The sequence below is a fragment of the Candidatus Zymogenus saltonus genome, from assembly GCA_016929395.1.
GTDB classification, from domain to species: domain Bacteria; phylum Desulfobacterota; class Zymogenia; order Zymogenales; family Zymogenaceae; genus Zymogenus; species Zymogenus saltonus.
Window position 1 is genome coordinate 27,102 of the sequence record JAFGIX010000006.1, and the last position, 18,522, is coordinate 45,623.

An 18,522-nucleotide genomic window follows, 5' to 3' on the forward strand; every position below is an offset into this window, starting at 1 on the left:
CATGAATGACGATAAGGAAGAAAGGGGCAAGCTCACCCTCATATTCGAGGAGCTGAAGGCTATCAGGGGCGAGATCACGAAGCTGGACGCCAGGGTCAACTCCCTGGAGGGAAGGCCGGCCCCGGAGATCAAACGAGAGGAGTTGCGGCCGGAGCCGTCTCCGCCGCCTCCACCCGGGGGGCCGGAGATGAAAATGCCGCCGCCGGAGATCAAGACGCCGAAGAGGAAGGGGGCGGAAAAGATCGAGAAGGGTTCCCTCGAGGCTAAGATCGGGGGCAAGTGGCTCAACCGCATAGGGGTGGTGGCCGTGGTCATCGGCATGGCGTTTTTCGTCAAGTACGCCTTCGACAACGACTGGATAGGCGAGACGGGGAGGGTCATTCTGGGGATTATCGTTGGCCTTGCCCTCATAGGGTGGGGGGAGTTTTTGAAAAAGAAATACAAGTACTACTCCCAGGGGGTTGTAGGGGGCGGCGTCGCCATCCTGTACGTCTCGATATTCGCCGCGGCCGGTTACTATTCGATAATCTCCCAGACCGGCGCTTCTTTCCTGATCGTCCTGATAACGATTTTTTCCATAATGTTGTCGGTCAGGTACGACGCCTCGGCCATCGCGGCCCTTGGATTCATAGGGGGCTTCCTGAACCCCCTCATCCTCCACCACGGCGACCTGGAGCAGCTTCCCACCCTCGCCTATCTTGTGCTCCTTGACCTCGGCATCCTGGTGCTGGCCTATTTCAAGAACTGGAAGTATCTCAACTTCTTCGCCTTTGTCGCAACCGTAATAATCTTCGGCATCTGGGCCGGGCAGAGCTACAACCCTAAAACCGACGTGGAGTCCACCCAGCTCTTCCTGACGATCTTCTTTCTGATCTTTGCATCCCTCGCCTTCTTCTACAACATAGTCCACCGAACGAAGACCACCCTCTTCGACCTCGGCTTGGTTTTGGCCACGGCCTTTACCTTCTTCGGCACGAGCTACTTCAACCTGAAGGAGCACTACAAAGAGTTCATGGGACTCTTTGCGGGATTCATGGGCGCCGTCTACTTCGGCATGGGGCTTTTGACCCACTGGCGAAATTACGGGGACAGGCGGCTCATCCTGACGTTTCTCTCCGCGGCGCTGACCTTCCTTGTGTTGATGATACCGATACAGTTAGACAAGAACTGGGTAACCATCGGCTGGGCGGTGGAGGCCGCGGCCCTGACGTGGATCGGGATCAGGCTGAACAGCACCGGGATGAGGATTGCGGGGGTAGGCCTTTTGACCTTTACCATAGGGAGGCTTTTTATCTTCGACTTTCCGGGGATCGATATCGGAGATCCCTCCTTCTACCCGTTTTTGAACGACAGGTTCTTCACGGCGCTCTTTGTCTCCATCATCCTTTTCTTCGTCGCCCTGCTGTATTACTCCAAAGGCAGGTCATACTCAAGCGTAATCGACCCGAAGGAGAGAAAGACGATGAGCACGATCCTCTTTATCGCGGCAAACGTACTCTTGATTGTCACCCTCTCGGTGGAGTCCTACGACCTCTTCGAGAGCAAGATAGTAGCGATGGGGCCGTGGCCGGCCGAGCACAACCCGGCGTACGCGGACAGGCTTTCCGCCCTCCAGTACGCCCAGATGCTTTCCCTCTCGGGAATCTGGGCCGTTTACTCGATCATCCTCGTTATCCTGGGCTTCATCAGAAAGCACACCCCGTCGAGGATATTCGCCATTGCGCTCTTCGGCATCACGATCTTCAAGGTCTTTATAATAGACCTGTCGGGACTGGAGCAGGTGTACCGCATCGTCTCCTTCATAGGCCTGGGGGTGATCCTACTTTCGGTCTCTTTCCTCTACACCCGCTACAAGGACAAGATCATAGAGGCCGTGGTGGGCGATGGAACAGAAGACGAAGAGTAACCATAATTGGGGAAGAATATGAAAAGAAATAGGTGTTTTATACATTACTTTCTGATTTTTTTGGTTGCGGCAATATTGGCACTTGCCACGGGCATCTCGAGCGCCGTCTCCCCGTCCCGATTCGCCCTCAAGGCCCCGATCCAGGGGGAAAAGACCGGATACGTTTTTTTCAACATAACGCCCGCGGTCTACGATGAGTCCAACGGGGACCTCTCCGACATAAGGATTTACTCCGCCGGCGGAAAGGAGATCCCCTACATCATCTGGAACAGCACGAGAAAGTTTACATCCGAGACGCTTTCTGCCGAGGTGATTAACAGGACATATGTCCCAAAGAAGAGCAGTACGTTCACCCTCGACCTCGGGGGGGAATACTTCAAGACGAACAGGTTTAGGATAACCACAACGAGCACCGACTTCACAAGGAGGGTGACCATCGAGGGTTCCCCCGACAACCGGGAGTTCGTGACGATCAAGGACAATGCATATATCTTCGACTTCACCACGGAGCACGGGGCCTCCGGCACCGAGGTATCATACCCGACGACGGACTACCGTTATCTAAGGGTCACGATATGGGACGATGGTGAGGATCCCCTCGAAGGCCTCGGCGGGGAGATCTCCATCGCGGAAGAAACGAAGGGGGAGACGACAACTTTGAAATCGGATATAAAAAAGATAGAACAGAACAGAGAAGAGATGACAACGGAGACCGTAATCGATCTCAAGTACAAGAACATCCCCTCCGACACCATAACCTTGAAGGTCGAAGCCGGAAACTTCAGGCGCGACCTCCATATCCTCGCAGGCAACGTCGACGATCCGAACAATTACGATGAAGTCTTAGACGACCACATCTACAGTATCAATACGACGATGTTTTCAAGGGAGAGGCTGACCCTCGTATACCCGGAAGTTCAGGCGAGATACCTCAAGGTAATTATCGAGAACAGGGACGACGCGCCCCTCAAGATAAAGGGGGTCGAGGTCATGGGGACGCCTAAAAAGATAACCCTTCTTGCGGAGCCGGGCGTCTCCTATTTCCTCTATCTCCACAATCGCACGGCCGGCGCGCCCTACTACGACATCGAGGATACCTTCTCCTACGTGGACACGGAATCCATCTCCCAATGGAGACTCGGGAAGATCGACAAGAATCCTGACTACATCCCCACGACGGACGATGTGCCCTTCTCGGAGAGGCACCCGTGGATACTCTGGGGGGCGATAGTCCTGATGGTCGTGGTGCTGGGGGGTATAATCATAAGGATGATGATGACTCTTTCAAGGGAGGGAGGCGGCGAGTAGCTTTGTTCGATTTCCCCCTTGATTTTGCATTTTAAAACTGGTATAAAAATTCGGGTTTTCCCCCTCGGCCCTACGGCCATTGGCATTTAAGGACATCGTAATTTGAATAGTGTCACGGATATAAGGCCGTGAGCGGAAAGAGGCCGATAAAAATAAGATTGGGGCGGCGGGCAAGTGTATTGAAAGATGTGGAATATAAAATATAAATATCAAGACGGAGGATTCATCCTCTTCGTCAATTATTCCAAGAGGAGTTAGACTCTCTATTCTGTTCATGTTAATATTAAGATGTGAATTGACCGTAGGAGGATATTTTAATGGCAAAAATTAAAACAGCCTTGATAAGCGTATCTGACAAGAGCGGATTGCTGGGATTTGCAAGGAAGCTGGCCTCGATGGGCGTGAAGTTCATCTCCACCGGGGGCACAGGGAAACTTCTCTCCGAGGGTGGACTCGATGTCACCGACATATCCAAGTACACCGGCTTTCCCGAGATGATGGACGGGAGGTTGAAGACGCTTCATCCCAAGGTTCACGGGGGGCTTCTTGCAATCAGGGACAACGACGAGCACATGGAAAAGGTCAGGGAGCACGATATGACCTTAATCGATATGGTCGTCGTGAACCTCTACCAGTTCGAGAAGACGGTAGCCAATCCCGATGTCAAGATCGCCGACGCCATTGAAAATATCGACATCGGCGGGCCCACGATGATCAGGGCCGCCGCCAAGAACTATAAATACGTAACGGTCATCGAAGACCCCGCCGACTACGACGGGATTATAGCCGAGATGGAGAAGAACGACGGCGCCGTCTCCGAGGCGACCAACTTCGATCTTGCCAAGAAGGTCTTTGTCAGGACGGCGGCCTACGACGGGGCCATCTCCAACTATCTCACCTCCCTTAACGAAAACAACGAGAGGGTGCGCTTCCCGGAGAGCCTGACGCTTCAGTTTAGGAAGGTTCAGCCCCTGAGATACGGCGAGAATCCTCATCAGCAGGCGACCTTTTACAGGGACAATGAGACCTATCCCGCCACCATCCCGTCGGCCGAGGTCCTCCAGGGAAAGGAGCTTTCCTACAACAACATAATGGATACAGACGCCGCGATGGACGTGGTCCGGGAGTTCGACGACACTGCCGCCGTCATCATAAAACACGCCAATCCCTGCGGCGTGGCGGTGGGGGGCCAAAAGCTCGTCGAGACCTACAGGAAGGCGAGGGAGACTGACCCGATCTCGGCCTTCGGCGGGATCGTTGCGTTCAACAGGGAGGTCGATCAGGAGACGGCCGAAGTACTGGTCGAGACCTTCCTCGAGGTCATCGTGGCCCCCGGCTTCTCGAAGGAGGCGAGGGACATCCTGGCCTCTAAACAGAACATGAGGCTGATCGTAGCTCCGGCGGGAAAGGTCGGCGACGAAGCAAGCTTTAACTTGAGGCGCGTCCACGGCGGCATCCTGGTGCAGGACTGGGACACCATAGACATGGGAGTAAGGGGCGCCAAGGTGGCGACGAAACGCGCCCCCACCGAAGACGAGTGGGCCGCCCTGGAACTCGCCTGGCGGGTTACAAAGCACGTCAAGTCCAACGCCATCGTATTTGCGAGAATCGATAACAAGGTGGGACAGCTCGTGGGGGTGGGCGCGGGACAGATGAGCCGTGTCGATTCGGTCAAGATCGCCAGGATGAAGGCCCAGCTCCCCACGGAGGGGTGCGTGATGGGCTCCGACGCCTTCTTCCCGCAGCCGGACGGCATCGAGGCGGCGGCCGAGGCCGGAATCACCGCCGTCGTTCAGCCCGGGGGAAGCATCAAGGACGACGAGGCCGTAAAGGCGGCGGACAAAAACAACATCGCCATGGTATTTACGGGGAAACGCCATTTCAGACACTAACGATAAATAAGGTACAGGACGATGAAAGTTTTAATAGTGGGAGGCGGAGGAAGGGAACACGCCCTTGCGTGGAAGCTCGCCCAGGAAAATGCGATCACCAAGATATTTACGGCCCCAGGAAACGGAGGGACGTCAAAGCTCGGCGAGAACGTTCCCTTATCTACGGATGACATCGAGGGACTTTCGGAATTTGCGTACGATCAGTGGATCGACCTCACGATAGTGGGACCGGAGGCGCCACTGACCAAGGGGATAGTCGATCTCTTCAATGAAAAGGGGCTCAAGATATTCGGACCCGATAAGGCGGCTGCCCAAATCGAGGGATCAAAATCGTTTTCCAAAAATCTGATGAAGAAATACAACATTCCCACGGCGGACTTCAAGGAGTTCACAGATCCGGATGAGGCGAAGGAGTTCATCAACAGGATAGGCGCCCCCGTCGTGGTAAAAGCCGACGGCCTGGCGGCCGGAAAGGGCGTGATCATCTCGAGGGTTATAAAGGAGGCGAACGACGCTATAGACCGAATCATGATAAAGAAGGAATTCGGCGACGCCGGAGACAGGGTTGTCATAGAGGAGTTCCTCACCGGCGAGGAGGCGTCGTTTCTGGCCTTCACGGACGGCGAGACGGTAATCCCGATGGCATCCTCCCAGGATCACAAGCCGATCTACAACAACGACGAGGGCCCCAACACCGGGGGGATGGGAGCCTACTCCCCTGCGCCGGTGGTGACCGACGAGATCTTCGACAAGATAATGAACGAGGTGATGATCCCCACCGTCAACGGTATGAAGGCGGAGGGAGCGCCTTATACTGGCGTCCTCTACGCCGGGCTTATGATAAAGGAAGGTGAGCCGAAGGTGCTGGAGTTCAACGCCCGCTTCGGCGACCCCGAGGCCCAGCCCCTCCTCCAAAGGCTGAAGAGCGACCTCTCCCCAGTACTCCTCGCCACGATAAACGGGAACCTGAAGGGGATGACCCTCGAGTGGGACGACCGGCCCTCTGTCTGTGTCGTGATGGCCTCCGGCGGCTACCCTGAAAAATACAAGATCGGAAAGGAGATATTCGGCATCGACATGGCAAACGAGATGAAGGACGTCGTGGTCTTCCACGCGGGAACCTCCTACATCGGAAAACATCTCAACACGAGCGGCGGGAGGGTCCTGGGGGTCACGGCGATGGGGGCGGACCTCAAAGACGCCATCGACCGCGTCTACGAGGCGGTCCACAAGATCGACTTCTACGAGGCCCACTACAGAACGGATATTGGGGCGAAGGGATTGAAATATGTCTAATAGTGTCTTGATCGTCATGGGGAGCAAATCCGACAGGGATGTCATGGAGGAGGCCGTTAAGATCCTTGACTCCCTCGGAATTCCTAACAAGATGCGGATAGCCTCCGCCCACAGGACGCCGGAGGTCGTCGGCGAGATAGCCAAAGGGGCAAGGAAAGATGGCGTCGCCGTCATCATCGCCGGGGCCGGCTACGCCGCCCATCTGGCGGGAGTGGTCGCCTCGATGACCACCATTCCCGTGATCGGGGTCCCCATCGCCTCGTCGAGCCTTGCGGGGATCGACGCCCTCCTCTCCACGGTGCAGATGCCCCCGGGCGTCCCCGTGGCCACGGTGGGGATCGGCGCCGCCGGGGCGAAAAACGCCGCGCTCCTCGCCGCGGAGATACTGGCCGTGTCGGACGATAAAATCGCAAAGAAGCTGGAAGAATACCGCAACGAGATGAGGGAGAAGGTGATAAAGGCGGATAAGGAGCTCGGCTGATTTCACTATGTTGTTGGGGGCCGGTGGTTGGTGGTCGGGTTACTATGTAAATACTTAACAGCCAATAGAAGCTTTAAATGTCATTCCCTTAGAAAGCGGGAATCCAGAATAATGTGTCATTCCCTTGGGAAGCGGGAACCCAGCCTGTCCCCACGTATGTGGGGGCAAAATATCTTTCTGGATTCCCAATCGCGTTGGGAATGACAGAATAATAAATCCCAATCAAGTTGGGAATGACGGTATTAGTTCCCGGTCGAGCCGGGATTGGCTTATAATCAAAAGAGATAAGAAACATATGCGCCCTGTCGATTGAAAAATATATTTACAATTGAATCGTCCGAGCATATAATTTCCAAGATTTCCCATTTATTACTTTATTTTGCGGAGGAACTCATGAAGCCAATGAAGTCCTGCTGTCTACCGATACCATTGTTAATGTCGGCAATAATCCTGCTCCTTATCTTCGGATGCGCAACACCCCCACCTCCCGCCCCGAAAACATACCGTACGACAATGACGGTCTCGGAATGGCCCCACTGGACGGAGATCCCGACGAATAAGAGCGAATTTGAGAGCATATGGAAGACGGTCCTTGACGTCCTGACGGAAAAAGCGGCGATCAACACGATGGACAAGGAGGCGGGCTATATAGTCACCGAGTGGAAGAATGCTGGTCGTGGTGATGAGTGGCGATACACGGTAAAAATATACAACGAAAGAAAGGTAGTCAAATATGGGTATGAGATCAGATGGATTGCCACACAGAAATATTTCAGTCTTCCTGATGAATTCTACAACGATATCCAGTCCCCCTGGGGAATGATCTATTATCCTTTAAAAGAAAGGCTGCAGTCGATAAAGTAGATTTCCAAACCGCGGCCGGTGGCGCTGACAAGAAGAGTGCTATTAAGCAATAAATAAAAAAACATCGTCATTGCGAGAGTGGCGGACAAAGGCCTCTTCAGAGACAAGGGGCTTAAGCCCCTTGTCTTCTTGTCATAGGCGGATGAAGCAATCGGGTTATAATGAAAAACATAAGATTAATAGTAACACTTCTTATAAGCGCCCTCCTCCTGGCGCCCCTCCCGGCGGTCGCCCAGAGCGCGGAAGACTGGGTCGAGAAGGGTCTCGAGTACGGGAAAGGGGGCCAGATAGAAAAGGCGATCGACGCCTTCAACAAGGCGATAGAGATCGATCCGAACTACGCCTGGGCCTACAACGCCAGGGGGTTTGCGTTAAGCGATCTAAAGAGACACGAGGAGGCTGTGGCCGACTACACAAGGGCGATAACCATCTCGCCGAACTTCGCCAACGCCTACTACAACAGGGGAAACGCATACAGCGACCTGAAAAGATTCGACGAGGCGATCGCGGACTACACAGTAGCTGTAAAAATCGCCCCGAGATACGCCAAGGCCTACTACGCGAGGGGAAGCGCATACGGCTCCCTGGGGAGATACAAGGAGGCGGCGGATGACTTCACCGGGGCTTTAAACATCTACCCGGATCTCATTCCGGCCTACTACGCCAGGGGAATGGCCTTCAAGGCGATGGGAAATATCGAGAGGGCCAGGACCGACTTCAAGAAAGCCTGCGCCGGCGGGATCGATAATGCCTGCGAGGAGCTGAAGAAGTAGCTGAGTCCTAATCGGCCGTCATTGCGAGGAATACCTAATATAAAAGGCCTGTCTTTTGAAAGGCGAAGCGACGAAGCAATCTCGTTGCATTGCAGGCACTTAATATATAGTGGAAGCATTAAATGTCATTCCCGCGAAAGCGGGAATCCAGTGAATATCTTTCTGGATTCCCAATCAAGTTGGGAATGACAGTATAGACACCCGGCGTTGGGTGGCACAGGCAATCCGGCTTGCCAGCAGGGGTTGGGGTGATTTCTTACACCTCGAAAAACGGGAACCCAGCCTGTCCCCACGTATGTGGGGGCAAAATATCTTTCTGGATTCCCATCCGGGTTGGAAATGACAGTATAATAACTCCCAATCGAGTTGGGAATGACAGTATAGACTATGACCCAAAAAAAAGGCAAAAACATAGAAAAGACCGACCGGAATTGCCAATCAAATGGAACCGTTAATACCGGAAGAAATTTGAGAAGCATCCTCCTTATTTCGGCCATAGTCCTGACGGCATCCCTTCTTGGCATAGTCGTCTCCCGCGCCCAAAAGGCGGTGGACGAGGGGCCGGAGGTCATAACATTAAAGGACTACGCCGTGACCGAGGAGGCTGTGACCTTCACCCACAAGAACCACGGCAAGACCGGCGAGGTTGGCGCCGACTGCCTGACCTGCCACCACACGTCGAACAGGCTCGTCACCCCCGGCAAGTGCTCCGAGTGCCACAAGGTCAAGGAAGAGGAGGATGTGCTGAACCACCATCAGGCCTTCCACATGCTCTGCATCGGATGCCACAAGAAGGAGATCGTCGCCGGAAACGAAAAGCTAAATCTCACCTGCGATTCATGCCATGTCCCAAAATAACGGTAAAAACGAAAAAACGATAAAAAGGCCCTCCGAAAAATCCGTAGTCGTGGAGGTGATCGAATATCTCTCTTCCATAAGGTTTACGGTCGTAATCCTGACGACCATAGCGATAGTGGCGGGGATCGGCACGCTTGTGGGGCAGAACCTCCCGGAGACGGCCTACATCGATCTGTACGGCGATCGCTTATACTCGATCCTGAAGCTCTTTTCCATCACCGATATCTACCACAGCGTCTACTTCAACGCCCTTCTGGCCCTCTTCATCACGAACCTCACGCTCTGCACGCTCAAGTTCGCTCCGGCGAGGATCAGGGACGCCCTGTCAAGGGATATAAGGAGGAGGAGTTACTCCCACTCCGAGAAAATCGAGTCCGGGGTCCCGAGCGAAGAATGCGTCCTGAGGGTAAAAAAGGCGCTGGGCCGCCACGCCCTCCGGCCCTTTCACCGCGTGGTCAAAAAAAGAGCCGGTAAAAAAATTGAGCTCTTCTCGGAGCCGCACCCGATCCTTTCTCTGGGCGCGCTCGTAGTCCACATAAGCATAATCGTTATTATATTAGGCGGGCTCGTCTCTTCCCTCTTCGGCTTTTCCGGCGAGATGATCATTTCCGAGGGAAGCTCGTCCAACGAGCTTTTCGTGAGGTCGGGACATATCTACAAGCTCGACTTTGACGTCGCCCTTGAGAAGTTCACGATAGAAAGCTACAGTGACGGAACGCCGAAGGAATACCGAAGCGATATAAGATTCAAGAGGGGTGGAAGCGAAGTCGACGCCGCACTGACCGTAAACCACCCCGCCAAATTCGACGGCATCAGGTTCTACCAGTCGGACTTCGGAAACTCTCTTGAAGAGGCCGTGATCTCCATCTACGACAAGGACGGGAAGCGACTCTTCGAGGGGAAGGCCCCGTACATGGTGCCCGTTCCTATCGAAGATCTCGGAATCGCCGTTATCCTTGCGGAGTTTTTCGACAACTACGAAAACCGAGGCCCCGCGGCCCACATCATCGTCGTCAAGGGGGAAAAAATGACCGCACTCTGGGCGAACACCGACCCCCCGGAGCTTGCCGGCCCAGCGGGCAGGGGAAAGGACGGCCTCCTCTTCGTCCTTAAGAGCTACAAGCTTATCCCCTATTCCGGCATATCGGCGAGCTACGAGCCCGGACTTCCCCTTGTATGGACGGGCTTTATCCTCCTATCGATCGGCTTTACCTTTCCCCTCCTCTCCATGTCGGGGAGATTCAAGGTCGTAATAGACGAGAGAACAGGTAAAGGCGAAAAAGCCCTGTCCATTGAGGTCTGCGGCTCGCCTGGGAGGATAAAGGGGGACTTCCCGGGGAGGTTTGACAAGTTGGTAAAAACGATCGAGGAAAATCTATGCTGAGCTCCCATATTCTAAGCGTCGTGACCTTCGTCTACGGCCTCGCATTTCTTCTTTTTATCCTACATCTCCTGTTCAAGAGGAATTTCCTCAACACTGCCGGGGACATCGCCGTTTCGGTCGGGTGCAGCGCCCACGGGGCGGCGCTGATACTCCGCTGGGCCGAGTCGTACAGGATCGGCTGGGGCCACGTGCCTCTGAGCAACCTCTACGAGTCCCTCATATTTTTCTCTTTTCTGCTGGCCGTGGTCTACCTCGTCTTTCGCCTTGCAACAAAGAGGAAATTCTTAGGCGTATTCATGATTCCCCTCCCCCTTCTGGCCCTGGGCTACGCCTCCCTCTCCCCGGATGTGGAGCGGGCCATAAGTCCCCTCGTTCCGGCCCTCCAGAGCAACTGGCTTACCATCCACGTCCTGACCTGCTTTATGGCCTACGCTGCCTTCGCCTTCTCGTTTGTCGCGGCCGTCCTGTACCTTGTCAAGAAAGAGGGGAAGGAGGGAGTCCTTCCGCCGCCGGAGGCCCTCGACGACCTCGTCTATCGGGGGATAATGGCGGGGATGCCCCTTCTGACGCTCGGAATAATCACAGGCTCCGCATGGGCCCACTACGCCTGGGGCTCGTACTGGTCGTGGGACCCGAAGGAGACGTGGTCATTGATAACGTGGATAGTCTACGCCATCTTCCTCCACCTGAGGCTCATGGGGAGGTGGCGAGGGACAAGGAGCGCCGTCCTCTCGATAGTCGGATTTTTCACGGTGATATTCACCTTTCTGGGAGTGAACTATATCCTTTCGGGCCTCCACTCATACCTTTAGAGGGAAATCTATTTGAAAAAATCGTCTTGTAACAATCGGCGTATCCCGTTCAGAACGGTCTTTGTTCATATTGACCACCATACAAATCATCCCGATAATTCTAAGATTAGAGTTGACATACCAAGGCTCAAAATGGTATTTAAGAGCGGGGGCCGGCAGCTTTTCACATCAATACACTTAGCGAACAATTTTTAAAAACCATATAGAACTCTCGATAAGGGGAATGCCGTATGTCCAAAAACGTTAAAGAATTGTTAAAGAAGCCGCCCCTGGCCATCGCCCACAGGGGGGATCCCCTCGTAAAGCCCCAGAACACTAAGGGGGCCTTTCTCTCCGCCATGGAATATGACATCGACTTCATAGAGACCGACATCAACATGACCAAGGACGGGGCGCTTGTCGTCGTCCACGACCAGAAGGTGGACAACGTCAGCAACGGAAAGGGGTGGGTGGTAAACTTCACCCTCGATGAGTTGAAAAAGCTCGACTTCGGCTCGTGGATGGGGCCCGGGATGGGCCCGGAGACGATATTGACCATAGCGGAGTTTATCGAGCTCACAAAAGACGGCGTCGATTGTCTCAATATCGAGATAAAGAGCGGACCCGTTAAATACGACGGGATCTGCGAAAAGCTGGTCTCCACCCTCGAAAGCTACGACATGATAGACCGGGTCATAATCTCCTCCTTCGATCACCTGCTTCTAAAAAACCTCAAGGAGATGAAACCCGAGATATTAACCGCGATCCTCTACAACGCGGGGCTGATCGACCACATCACTCCGGCAAAGAGCGCGTTGGCCGACGGCGTTCACCCGGAGCACGCCCAGATGACGGCGGACACCGTCAAGGCCATCAAGGATGCGGGGTTTTTCATCAACGTCTGGACGGTGGACGACGAGGAAGACATGAAGAGGATGATCGATCTCGAAGTTTCGGGGATTATATCGAACTTCCCGGCAAAGCTGTGTAAAGTTATCAAGGACGGGAGGTAACATCTTAAGCAAGCGATCCGCCCTCGGTCGGTCCGAATCTTTACGTTGACTTCGACGTTAAATTTAAGGGGGGGAATCCCGAATTTTTTTTCGGGTGGCTCAATGGGCCTTCGCCGCCAAAGGTTCGACACACGGCAAACTTCAACCAATATGTCCTGATTCCAGTTTTGATTTGAAACGGAGTCGGGGTGACGTTTTTAGGTTTTTGTATAAAATAGATGCATTGTATATCGGAAGACTCGAATACCACCCTCTCCCTCCCTTCCCCCCTCCCCTCGTCTCCCTTTCCCCCTGAAGATATGTACCTGTGTCTCTATTGCTTTATAAACCGCCCGTTCACAAATGGATCCGCCGGCCAGACCATCTCAAGCAGATAATTACAGACTATCCCGGCTCCCCGCCTACAGGTACCTCCTCACATCTCTCTTGTATTCGAGGTATTCTTTGCCGTATTGTTTTTCCAAAAACCTCTCCTCCTGGATGACCTGCAAGTGATTGCCCAATACAACGACAAAGGCCGAAACGGCGAAGAAGATCGTGGGATATATCAGAAACGTGCCTAAAAAAAACAGGTTTAGAAAGAGGAATATCGGATTTCTCGTAACAGAGAAGACACCCCCCGTCACAAGCTTACCTGCCGTCTTCGTGTCGATCCCCACCCTCCAGGAGCGGCCGAAAGAGAAGACTGCAAAGACAAATATGATCATTGCGGCGGCTTCCAAGATTACTCCTGAAATCCTTAAAGGCATTATGGAGAAAAGGCGCAAGTCACTGAAGAGGTGGAATTCAAGCCCCAGGCATATGGACACCGCCTCGAACGTCCAGAGGGCAAGCCCAAAGAAGATAGACTTTTCAAGATACGCCCTGACCCTGCCCCTTTCCGTCCCCAAAACGATGGGATTTATTCCAGAGAGAATCAATTGAACTATTCTGCCGATAAATATGAGATAGAATATTGATAGATTAATCAACTGGAAGTAGTCAAAAGAGTCCATTCGTTCCCCCACCAAATAAATCCGAAACCCTGTATTGTATGTCTCTATATATCGAGAACCTCGTTTATTCTGACGATCGACACCGCCCGGCCGCTCGCATCGTCAATCTCGACCAAGACGGCGTTTACGAGGGGCTTCCCCTTGGCCGAGGTCGAGAAGGCCTTTATTGCCGTCCTGAACTTCTTTATCTCCCTCTCTTTTTCGAAGCCGAGAACGGAGTTTGCGGCCCCCGCCATGCCGACGTCCGTTACAGCCGCCGTACCCAGCCTGCTGACGCTTTCATCGGCGGTCTGGACGAGGGTCCCGGAGCCGCAAAGGAGGGAGATCATCCCGTCGAGGTGTATAGTCATGGCGACCTTTTCCGCCGTGGTCTTGGCGAAGAAGTCGACGATAATAATATCCGTCTCCTTGTTTACCTCTTTTATCAACCCTCGTATCTTCGGGAAGGGATTTTCCGGGAGGACTCTGCCCATGAACGAATAGCCGACGATATTGACTATTCCCACCCTGCGCTTCTTTTCGCCCACCTCCTTGATCAATACGCCGCTTCCGGGGCTCCCCTCAGGGAGGTTCTCCGGCCTCAATATTTCGGGCCTATTTGAGATCGCCGACTGGAGGTCCTTCTGATCCCAGACGTTCTCGCCGGTGGTTATGACGTCCACCCCCGCCTTGAAGAGCTCGTCCGCCTTCTCCCCGGTAAGTCCGGCCCCGCCTGCGGCGTAGTTACCGTTGGCGATAACGAGATCGGGCCTATCCCCCGCCCTCTCAAGCCTCTCTATGTAGTGCGCCACCGCCTCCCTTCCCGGGGAGCCGACGACTACGCCGAAAAAGAGGAGCTTCATATTCCCACTTTCCTGATATTCATCGTCTCGATGTTGAGCCTCGTGACTTCCTTCTTCAACCTGAAGAAGCCGAGATTGACCGCCTGGGTCCTTGCGATCTCCGCGCTTATCACGCTCGGGTTGTGCACGTGGCCGAAAAACGAGTAGACCGGGTTGTGCCTGTTTATATATTTGGTGATGGCGTCGCTGGAGGGCTCGTTCCTCTTGGCGATGGTGTCGTAGGTCAGCTTGGTCTCGTCCGGCTTTCCGTCCGTTCTCTCCACCTCCTCGTGGGGCGGCACGTGGGTGATGATTATATCCGCTGGGGCAAGCTCCAGAAGCCTTCTGCCGTAAACCTCGGCGGAAACGATGCCCGGAAACTTCGGCACGTGATCGCCGCCGGGCATCCCGGAGACGAGGGCCACATTGATCCCCGGGGCCTTGACGACTCCGCTCTCGATTATCTCCGCCCTGCCGGAGACCTTTTCCTTCAATATGTCGGGGTAATCGTCGTTCCCGTAGAGGATATACGTCTCACAGACAAGAGACCTTGAGAATCTTTCATACTCCTCCTCTATCAAGGGGAGGATTTTTTCGTAGCGCTCCTCCCCGGGCGTGGTTATCTCCATAAAGGCCGTCTTTACCCTGTCGAGCCTTCCCTCGGACATCTCCTTCAGCCCTTCGATCAACTCGTCGATCGTGAAGGCCTTTGAGAGAATGCCTTTGGAAAAATCCGTAAAGTCCATGAATATCAGGACGTCCCCGGCAATGAAAAGGGTGTCTTCTGGACCGACCAGCTTCGACAACGCCTCGAACTCCCCGTGGACATCACCCACGATAACTATTTCTCTGTCACTCATTAACACTCCGCTCTTGATAGTTAAAAAATAATTTCGGCTCACACATCGTATTACGTCATTCCCAACTCGATTTGGAATCCATGCTGTCATTCCCAACTTGGCCGGGAATCTATGCTGTCATTCCCAACTTGATTGGGAATCCAGTGAATATTATTCTGGTTCCCCGCTTTCGCGGGGAGACGCCTGGATTCCCGTTTTGACGGGAACAACAATATATATAGGGAATGGTTAATGGAATGACATTCAATGCTTCGATTGGCCATCAAATATATCCTATATACCCCATTCACTATGTCCCCTATATGCTTATATCCGACGGGGTCTCTACTCATCAACTAATCGAGGGATTTCTCAATTAGTCATGCCTAACCTAATCTGTTTAGGGCGATTTGTCAAGAAATTTACGAAAAGCGATCCGAATAAAAAACGGGGCCGTTTTTTTGCTCTCCGAGACGAAAAATAGTGTATAAATGCCTTATAGGCCTTGACAGAAAATGTCCGTGTCGATAAAATTCTTCGAATGAAAAGATTAATGATCGTGGCCGACGACTTTGGCCTCTCAAAAGAGATAAACAGGGGCGTCGAGATAGGCGTTAAGGCCGGCGCCCTCTCTTTCGCGTCGCTTATGGTGGACGGGGACTTTGTGGAGAACGCTGTTATGATCGCAGAGAAGAACCCGGCGTTTACCGTGGGACTCCACGTCGATGTGAGCGGGCTCCTCGGGATTGATGATGCCGTGTGGCGGGGGGCGAGGGAAGAGAGCCTGATGAAGCTTGTCTCGGAAGGTTCCACCGTCGCCGCATTTATCGAGGAATGCCGGCGGCAGATAAGGAAATTTTTCGATCTCGGATTTGCCCCTACGTTTATCAATACCCACTTCCACATTCACACCCTCCCCCCGTTTTTCAAGGAATTCGTCGAGCTATCAGCCATCAACGGCTTCAAATATATGAGGCTTTCCAAGACGACCCCCCTCCTCTCCCACCCCGATATTCCGATCGAGGGGAGGCTCTCGGACATGACGGAAATCCTTGATAGGAGGGGCATCGCCCACCCGGATGAATATATCGTAGGCAACTTTCACTTTTTCCCGCCGGAGCTGGAGCATGAGGTGACCGAAATAATGGTTCACCCGACGGACTCCCCCGGAGGCAAGGGCGGGCCGATCTCAACAATCTATTACCTCGACCTAATAAAGCTCCTCTCGTGGGGTGATTACTATAGATACGTGCGATACCGGGGGCAATTCGAGGAGCTGACCATAAACGGTACGGTAAGATGAAGAGGAGATTCGACTACTATATATACAGGGCGCTCGAAGAGCTGCCGGACGAGTTCAAGGAGAAGATGAACAACCTCGTAATCTCGGTGGAATCCTATCCGAGCAGGGCAGACTTAGCGTCCGTGGGGATTGACGACAAGCATATGCTCCTGGGCATCTTTCGGGGCGTGCCGTTCGGGGCCGTCAGCTCCTTCTACTCCGGCCCCGTGATGCCCTCCGAGATCGTCCTCTTCCAGAAGAATATCGAGTCCTTGGCGGATACGGAGAATGAGCTGATAGAGCAGATCCGCATAACACTCCTCCACGAGATCGGGCATTACTTCGGGATGTCCGAGGAGGAGCTTGAACCTTACATGTAACGGGAAGGGGGCCTAAATATTCTTGCGGTATCACCGCCGAGGCTCTTTTGTTTAAGATTGGGGTCAAACTCTTTATGGTTGGATGTGATCGGCTTAAGCCCAATTTTCCCGCCAAGGCTTGAGAAATAAATTAAACCGTTTTTTTGAACAAACCGAAATATCTTAGCAGGTTAGTAAAAACCTAAATTAAAAGGAGGCATAACATGTCTGAAAGAGTTGCCAGAGTGTCCGAGGTTATCTCCGGCTCCAGCGTCAGTTTCGACGACGCCATCAAGAAGGGATTGAAGAGGGCAACCTCCACCCTGAGAAACATCGTGGGGCTGAAGGTCAAGGAGTTCAGGATACACGTTGAAGACGGCGAGATCGAGGAGTACCGGGTGAATATGGATATTATCTTCCTCCTTGAGGAATAGCAGATCTTCACTAAGGGAGGCTTAATCCCCCTGTCAGCATCCCCCCGCGGATAGCCCAGTGCGATCCCAATCGACTAATCGATCTCCACTCCGTGGTCATAAATTTAGGGGGCGGTCATAAGATCCGCCCCCTTTTTTTATCGTCTTGCCCTTTGTGGTAAAACCCCCCCTATCATTTGCAGGAGCCTTTTCGACGACAACGGCCGTTGAGGCTACATCCACTCCGAGGGCTCGATGAGGCCGCCGAAGATAATGTAGTATATTGTGTACGCAACAATTATGACGACTCCGGCACTACAGAGGAACAGGGTCAGCCTCTTCGTCATTATCTTTCGGACGCCCTTGAGGGAGACGATGCCGGAGATTACGATCAGCAAAACGAAGTAGACAAGCACTTCGTAGGCGGTCTGGCCCTCCAGGGCGGAGGAGGCCGCGTAGAACCCGAAGAGGAGGGCCGAGACGAGGAGGACGGAAAGCTCTCCCCCCACTATCTTCTCGCCGTCCGTCGATTTGAGCTCCATAACAAAGAGGGTTCCCAGAAGCCCGAAGAACCCGATGTCATAGAGCCAGTGCCCAAGCGACTCATCGTAGAAGTAGATGACGTCGGAGAGCAATTTGCCAGCCTCCTCTCCACCATCTTGGATGTTGTGGATGGCGTTTGCCCCGAAGTGAATGCCGTGTCCCTCGAAGAGGATCATCCCGAAGAGCACAAGAACCACAAGGGAGGGGACCCCGGCCTTTCCCCCCGATTCGACCACCTCCTTTGAGATAAGAAGGAACATCACGGCCATGAAGGGCGCCCACAGGAGGATGTCCATAAAGTCGTTGGGACAGAGGCCGGTGTTTCCGATCACTTTGAAGCCGAATACGAAGACGGGGGCGATGACGATAAGGATGGCCCCGAGGGAGAATATCAGGAGGAGCAACGTTAATCTTTTCATTTTATTTCTCCAAAAGTATTAAACAAAAAATCTGAAAATCTTTTATATTTTTTTGGCCCGTTCAGGAATGTCTGTTGCCCCTTTATGGCCAAAGGGATCGAAAAAAGACCATATATCAATCACGCAATAATCAACCGGCAATCTGACAACAGGCAACCGGCAATCTGTCAATCGGTCAATCAGTTAATAAGGCAATCTGTCAATCAGATAATCAGGCAATCTCAACACGACCTTTTCGGATTCCAGACTGCCATCGGCCGGCCCTACCAAAACGGTCTCCCCCCC

Annotated in this window: 18 protein-coding genes; 14 read left to right on the top strand and 4 right to left on the bottom strand. The window is 53.4% G+C overall.

Annotation, left to right across the window (positions count from 1 at the left end; translation table 11 throughout):
* Window position 1 precedes the first annotated feature (1 nt).
* From JW984_01220 to JW984_01270, 11 genes are all read left to right on the top strand, one after another.
* Complete coding sequence (locus JW984_01220) at window positions 2-1,906, top strand: DUF2339 domain-containing protein (protein MBN1571794.1); 1,905 nt, start codon at window positions 2-4, stop codon at window positions 1,904-1,906.
* Between the two features lie 18 nt (window positions 1,907-1,924).
* Window positions 1,925-3,214: a DUF3999 family protein gene (locus tag JW984_01225; GenBank protein MBN1571795.1), complete on the top strand. Its 1,290-nt coding sequence runs from the start codon at window positions 1,925-1,927 to the stop codon at window positions 3,212-3,214.
* A gap of 317 nt (window positions 3,215-3,531) precedes the next feature.
* Window positions 3,532-5,106, top strand: coding sequence for a bifunctional phosphoribosylaminoimidazolecarboxamide formyltransferase/IMP cyclohydrolase (purH, locus tag JW984_01230; protein ID MBN1571796.1), 1,575 nt, complete (start codon window positions 3,532-3,534; stop codon window positions 5,104-5,106).
* A gap of 21 nt (window positions 5,107-5,127) precedes the next feature.
* Window positions 5,128-6,402, top strand: a complete 1,275-nt coding sequence (gene purD / locus JW984_01235; GenBank protein ID MBN1571797.1) for a phosphoribosylamine--glycine ligase — start codon at window positions 5,128-5,130, stop codon at window positions 6,400-6,402.
* Entirely contained in the window at window positions 6,395-6,883 is a 489-nt protein-coding gene (purE, locus tag JW984_01240) for a 5-(carboxyamino)imidazole ribonucleotide mutase (GenBank protein MBN1571798.1), read from the top strand. Before purD ends, purE begins: the two co-directional genes overlap by 8 nt.
* 393 nt (window positions 6,884-7,276) lie before the next feature.
* Window positions 7,277-7,747 carry a hypothetical protein gene (locus tag JW984_01245; protein MBN1571799.1) on the top strand — a complete coding sequence of 157 codons (471 nt, stop codon included), beginning with the start codon at window positions 7,277-7,279 and terminating at the stop codon, window positions 7,745-7,747.
* Window positions 7,748-7,908: 161 nt separating this feature from the next.
* Window positions 7,909-8,520 carry a tetratricopeptide repeat protein gene (locus JW984_01250; protein ID MBN1571800.1) on the top strand — a complete coding sequence of 204 codons (612 nt, stop codon included), beginning with the start codon at window positions 7,909-7,911 and terminating at the stop codon, window positions 8,518-8,520.
* A 468-nt stretch (window positions 8,521-8,988) separates the two neighbouring features.
* Window positions 8,989-9,378, top strand: a complete 390-nt coding sequence (locus JW984_01255) for a cytochrome c3 family protein (protein ID MBN1571801.1) — start codon at window positions 8,989-8,991, stop codon at window positions 9,376-9,378.
* Window positions 9,365-10,762 (top strand): cytochrome c biogenesis protein ResB, encoded by a 1,398-nt coding sequence (locus JW984_01260; protein MBN1571802.1) that lies wholly within the window; start codon window positions 9,365-9,367, stop codon window positions 10,760-10,762. Before JW984_01255 ends, JW984_01260 begins: the two co-directional genes overlap by 14 nt.
* Window positions 10,756-11,574, top strand: coding sequence for a c-type cytochrome biogenesis protein CcsB (ccsB, locus tag JW984_01265; GenBank protein ID MBN1571803.1), 819 nt, complete (start codon window positions 10,756-10,758; stop codon window positions 11,572-11,574). The genes JW984_01260 and ccsB overlap by 7 nt, the downstream gene beginning before the upstream one ends.
* A 230-nt stretch (window positions 11,575-11,804) precedes the next feature.
* Window positions 11,805-12,566 carry a glycerophosphodiester phosphodiesterase gene (locus JW984_01270; protein ID MBN1571804.1) on the top strand — a complete coding sequence of 254 codons (762 nt, stop codon included), beginning with the start codon at window positions 11,805-11,807 and terminating at the stop codon, window positions 12,564-12,566.
* Window positions 12,567-12,967: 401 nt separating this feature from the next.
* Here JW984_01270 and JW984_01275 read toward each other — a convergent pair whose 3' ends face one another.
* From JW984_01275 to JW984_01285, 3 genes are read right to left on the bottom strand one after another with little or no spacing between them, the layout of a single operon-like run.
* Complete coding sequence (locus tag JW984_01275; GenBank protein ID MBN1571805.1) at window positions 12,968-13,561, bottom strand: isoprenylcysteine carboxylmethyltransferase family protein; 594 nt, start codon at window positions 13,559-13,561, stop codon at window positions 12,968-12,970.
* Between the two features lie 44 nt (window positions 13,562-13,605).
* Window positions 13,606-14,403, bottom strand: coding sequence for a YmdB family metallophosphoesterase (locus JW984_01280; GenBank protein MBN1571806.1), 798 nt, complete (start codon window positions 14,401-14,403; stop codon window positions 13,606-13,608).
* Window positions 14,400-15,242 (bottom strand): metallophosphoesterase, encoded by an 843-nt coding sequence (locus JW984_01285; protein ID MBN1571807.1) that lies wholly within the window; start codon window positions 15,240-15,242, stop codon window positions 14,400-14,402. The genes JW984_01280 and JW984_01285 overlap by 4 nt, the downstream gene beginning before the upstream one ends.
* A 520-nt stretch (window positions 15,243-15,762) precedes the next feature.
* On the opposite strand from JW984_01285, the gene JW984_01290 reads away from it, so the two are divergent.
* The 3 genes from JW984_01290 to JW984_01300 all read left to right on the top strand — a co-directional run bounded on the left by JW984_01290 (window position 15,763) and on the right by JW984_01300 (window position 17,296).
* Window positions 15,763-16,524 carry a ChbG/HpnK family deacetylase gene (locus JW984_01290; GenBank protein ID MBN1571808.1) on the top strand — a complete coding sequence of 254 codons (762 nt, stop codon included), beginning with the start codon at window positions 15,763-15,765 and terminating at the stop codon, window positions 16,522-16,524.
* Window positions 16,521-16,883, top strand: coding sequence for a metallopeptidase family protein (locus tag JW984_01295; GenBank protein ID MBN1571809.1), 363 nt, complete (start codon window positions 16,521-16,523; stop codon window positions 16,881-16,883). The genes JW984_01290 and JW984_01295 overlap by 4 nt, the downstream gene beginning before the upstream one ends.
* A 203-nt stretch (window positions 16,884-17,086) precedes the next feature.
* Entirely contained in the window at window positions 17,087-17,296 is a 210-nt protein-coding gene (locus JW984_01300; GenBank protein MBN1571810.1) for a dodecin domain-containing protein, read from the top strand.
* A 212-nt stretch (window positions 17,297-17,508) separates the two neighbouring features.
* On the opposite strand, the gene JW984_01305 is transcribed toward JW984_01300, so the two are convergent.
* Window positions 17,509-18,237, bottom strand: a complete 729-nt coding sequence (locus JW984_01305; GenBank protein MBN1571811.1) for a hypothetical protein — start codon at window positions 18,235-18,237, stop codon at window positions 17,509-17,511.
* Window positions 18,238-18,522 lie beyond the last annotated feature (285 nt).

Excerpts from the sequence above, each read along its gene's own strand:
- JW984_01285 (MBN1571807.1), bottom strand. The coding sequence starts at position 15,242 with ATGAGTGACAGAGAAATAGTTATCGTGGGTGATGTCCACGGGGAGTTC.
- JW984_01260 (MBN1571802.1), top strand. The coding sequence starts at position 9,365 with ATGTCCCAAAATAACGGTAAAAACGAAAAAACGATAAAAAGGCCCTCC.
- JW984_01275 (MBN1571805.1), bottom strand. The coding sequence starts at position 13,561 with ATGGACTCTTTTGACTACTTCCAGTTGATTAATCTATCAATATTCTAT.
- JW984_01300 (MBN1571810.1), top strand. The coding sequence starts at position 17,087 with ATGTCTGAAAGAGTTGCCAGAGTGTCCGAGGTTATCTCCGGCTCCAGC.
- JW984_01220 (MBN1571794.1), top strand. The coding sequence starts at position 2 with ATGAATGACGATAAGGAAGAAAGGGGCAAGCTCACCCTCATATTCGAG.
- JW984_01225 (MBN1571795.1), top strand. The coding sequence starts at position 1,925 with ATGAAAAGAAATAGGTGTTTTATACATTACTTTCTGATTTTTTTGGTT.
- JW984_01305 (MBN1571811.1), bottom strand. The coding sequence starts at position 18,237 with ATGAAAAGATTAACGTTGCTCCTCCTGATATTCTCCCTCGGGGCCATC.
- ccsB (MBN1571803.1), top strand. The coding sequence starts at position 10,756 with ATGCTGAGCTCCCATATTCTAAGCGTCGTGACCTTCGTCTACGGCCTC.
- purH (MBN1571796.1), top strand. The coding sequence starts at position 3,532 with ATGGCAAAAATTAAAACAGCCTTGATAAGCGTATCTGACAAGAGCGGA.
- JW984_01295 (MBN1571809.1), top strand. The coding sequence starts at position 16,521 with ATGAAGAGGAGATTCGACTACTATATATACAGGGCGCTCGAAGAGCTG.
- purD (MBN1571797.1), top strand. The coding sequence starts at position 5,128 with ATGAAAGTTTTAATAGTGGGAGGCGGAGGAAGGGAACACGCCCTTGCG.
- purE (MBN1571798.1), top strand. The coding sequence starts at position 6,395 with ATGTCTAATAGTGTCTTGATCGTCATGGGGAGCAAATCCGACAGGGAT.
- JW984_01280 (MBN1571806.1), bottom strand. The coding sequence starts at position 14,403 with ATGAAGCTCCTCTTTTTCGGCGTAGTCGTCGGCTCCCCGGGAAGGGAG.
- JW984_01270 (MBN1571804.1), top strand. The coding sequence starts at position 11,805 with ATGTCCAAAAACGTTAAAGAATTGTTAAAGAAGCCGCCCCTGGCCATC.
- JW984_01250 (MBN1571800.1), top strand. The coding sequence starts at position 7,909 with ATGAAAAACATAAGATTAATAGTAACACTTCTTATAAGCGCCCTCCTC.
- JW984_01245 (MBN1571799.1), top strand. The coding sequence starts at position 7,277 with ATGAAGCCAATGAAGTCCTGCTGTCTACCGATACCATTGTTAATGTCG.
- JW984_01290 (MBN1571808.1), top strand. The coding sequence starts at position 15,763 with ATGAAAAGATTAATGATCGTGGCCGACGACTTTGGCCTCTCAAAAGAG.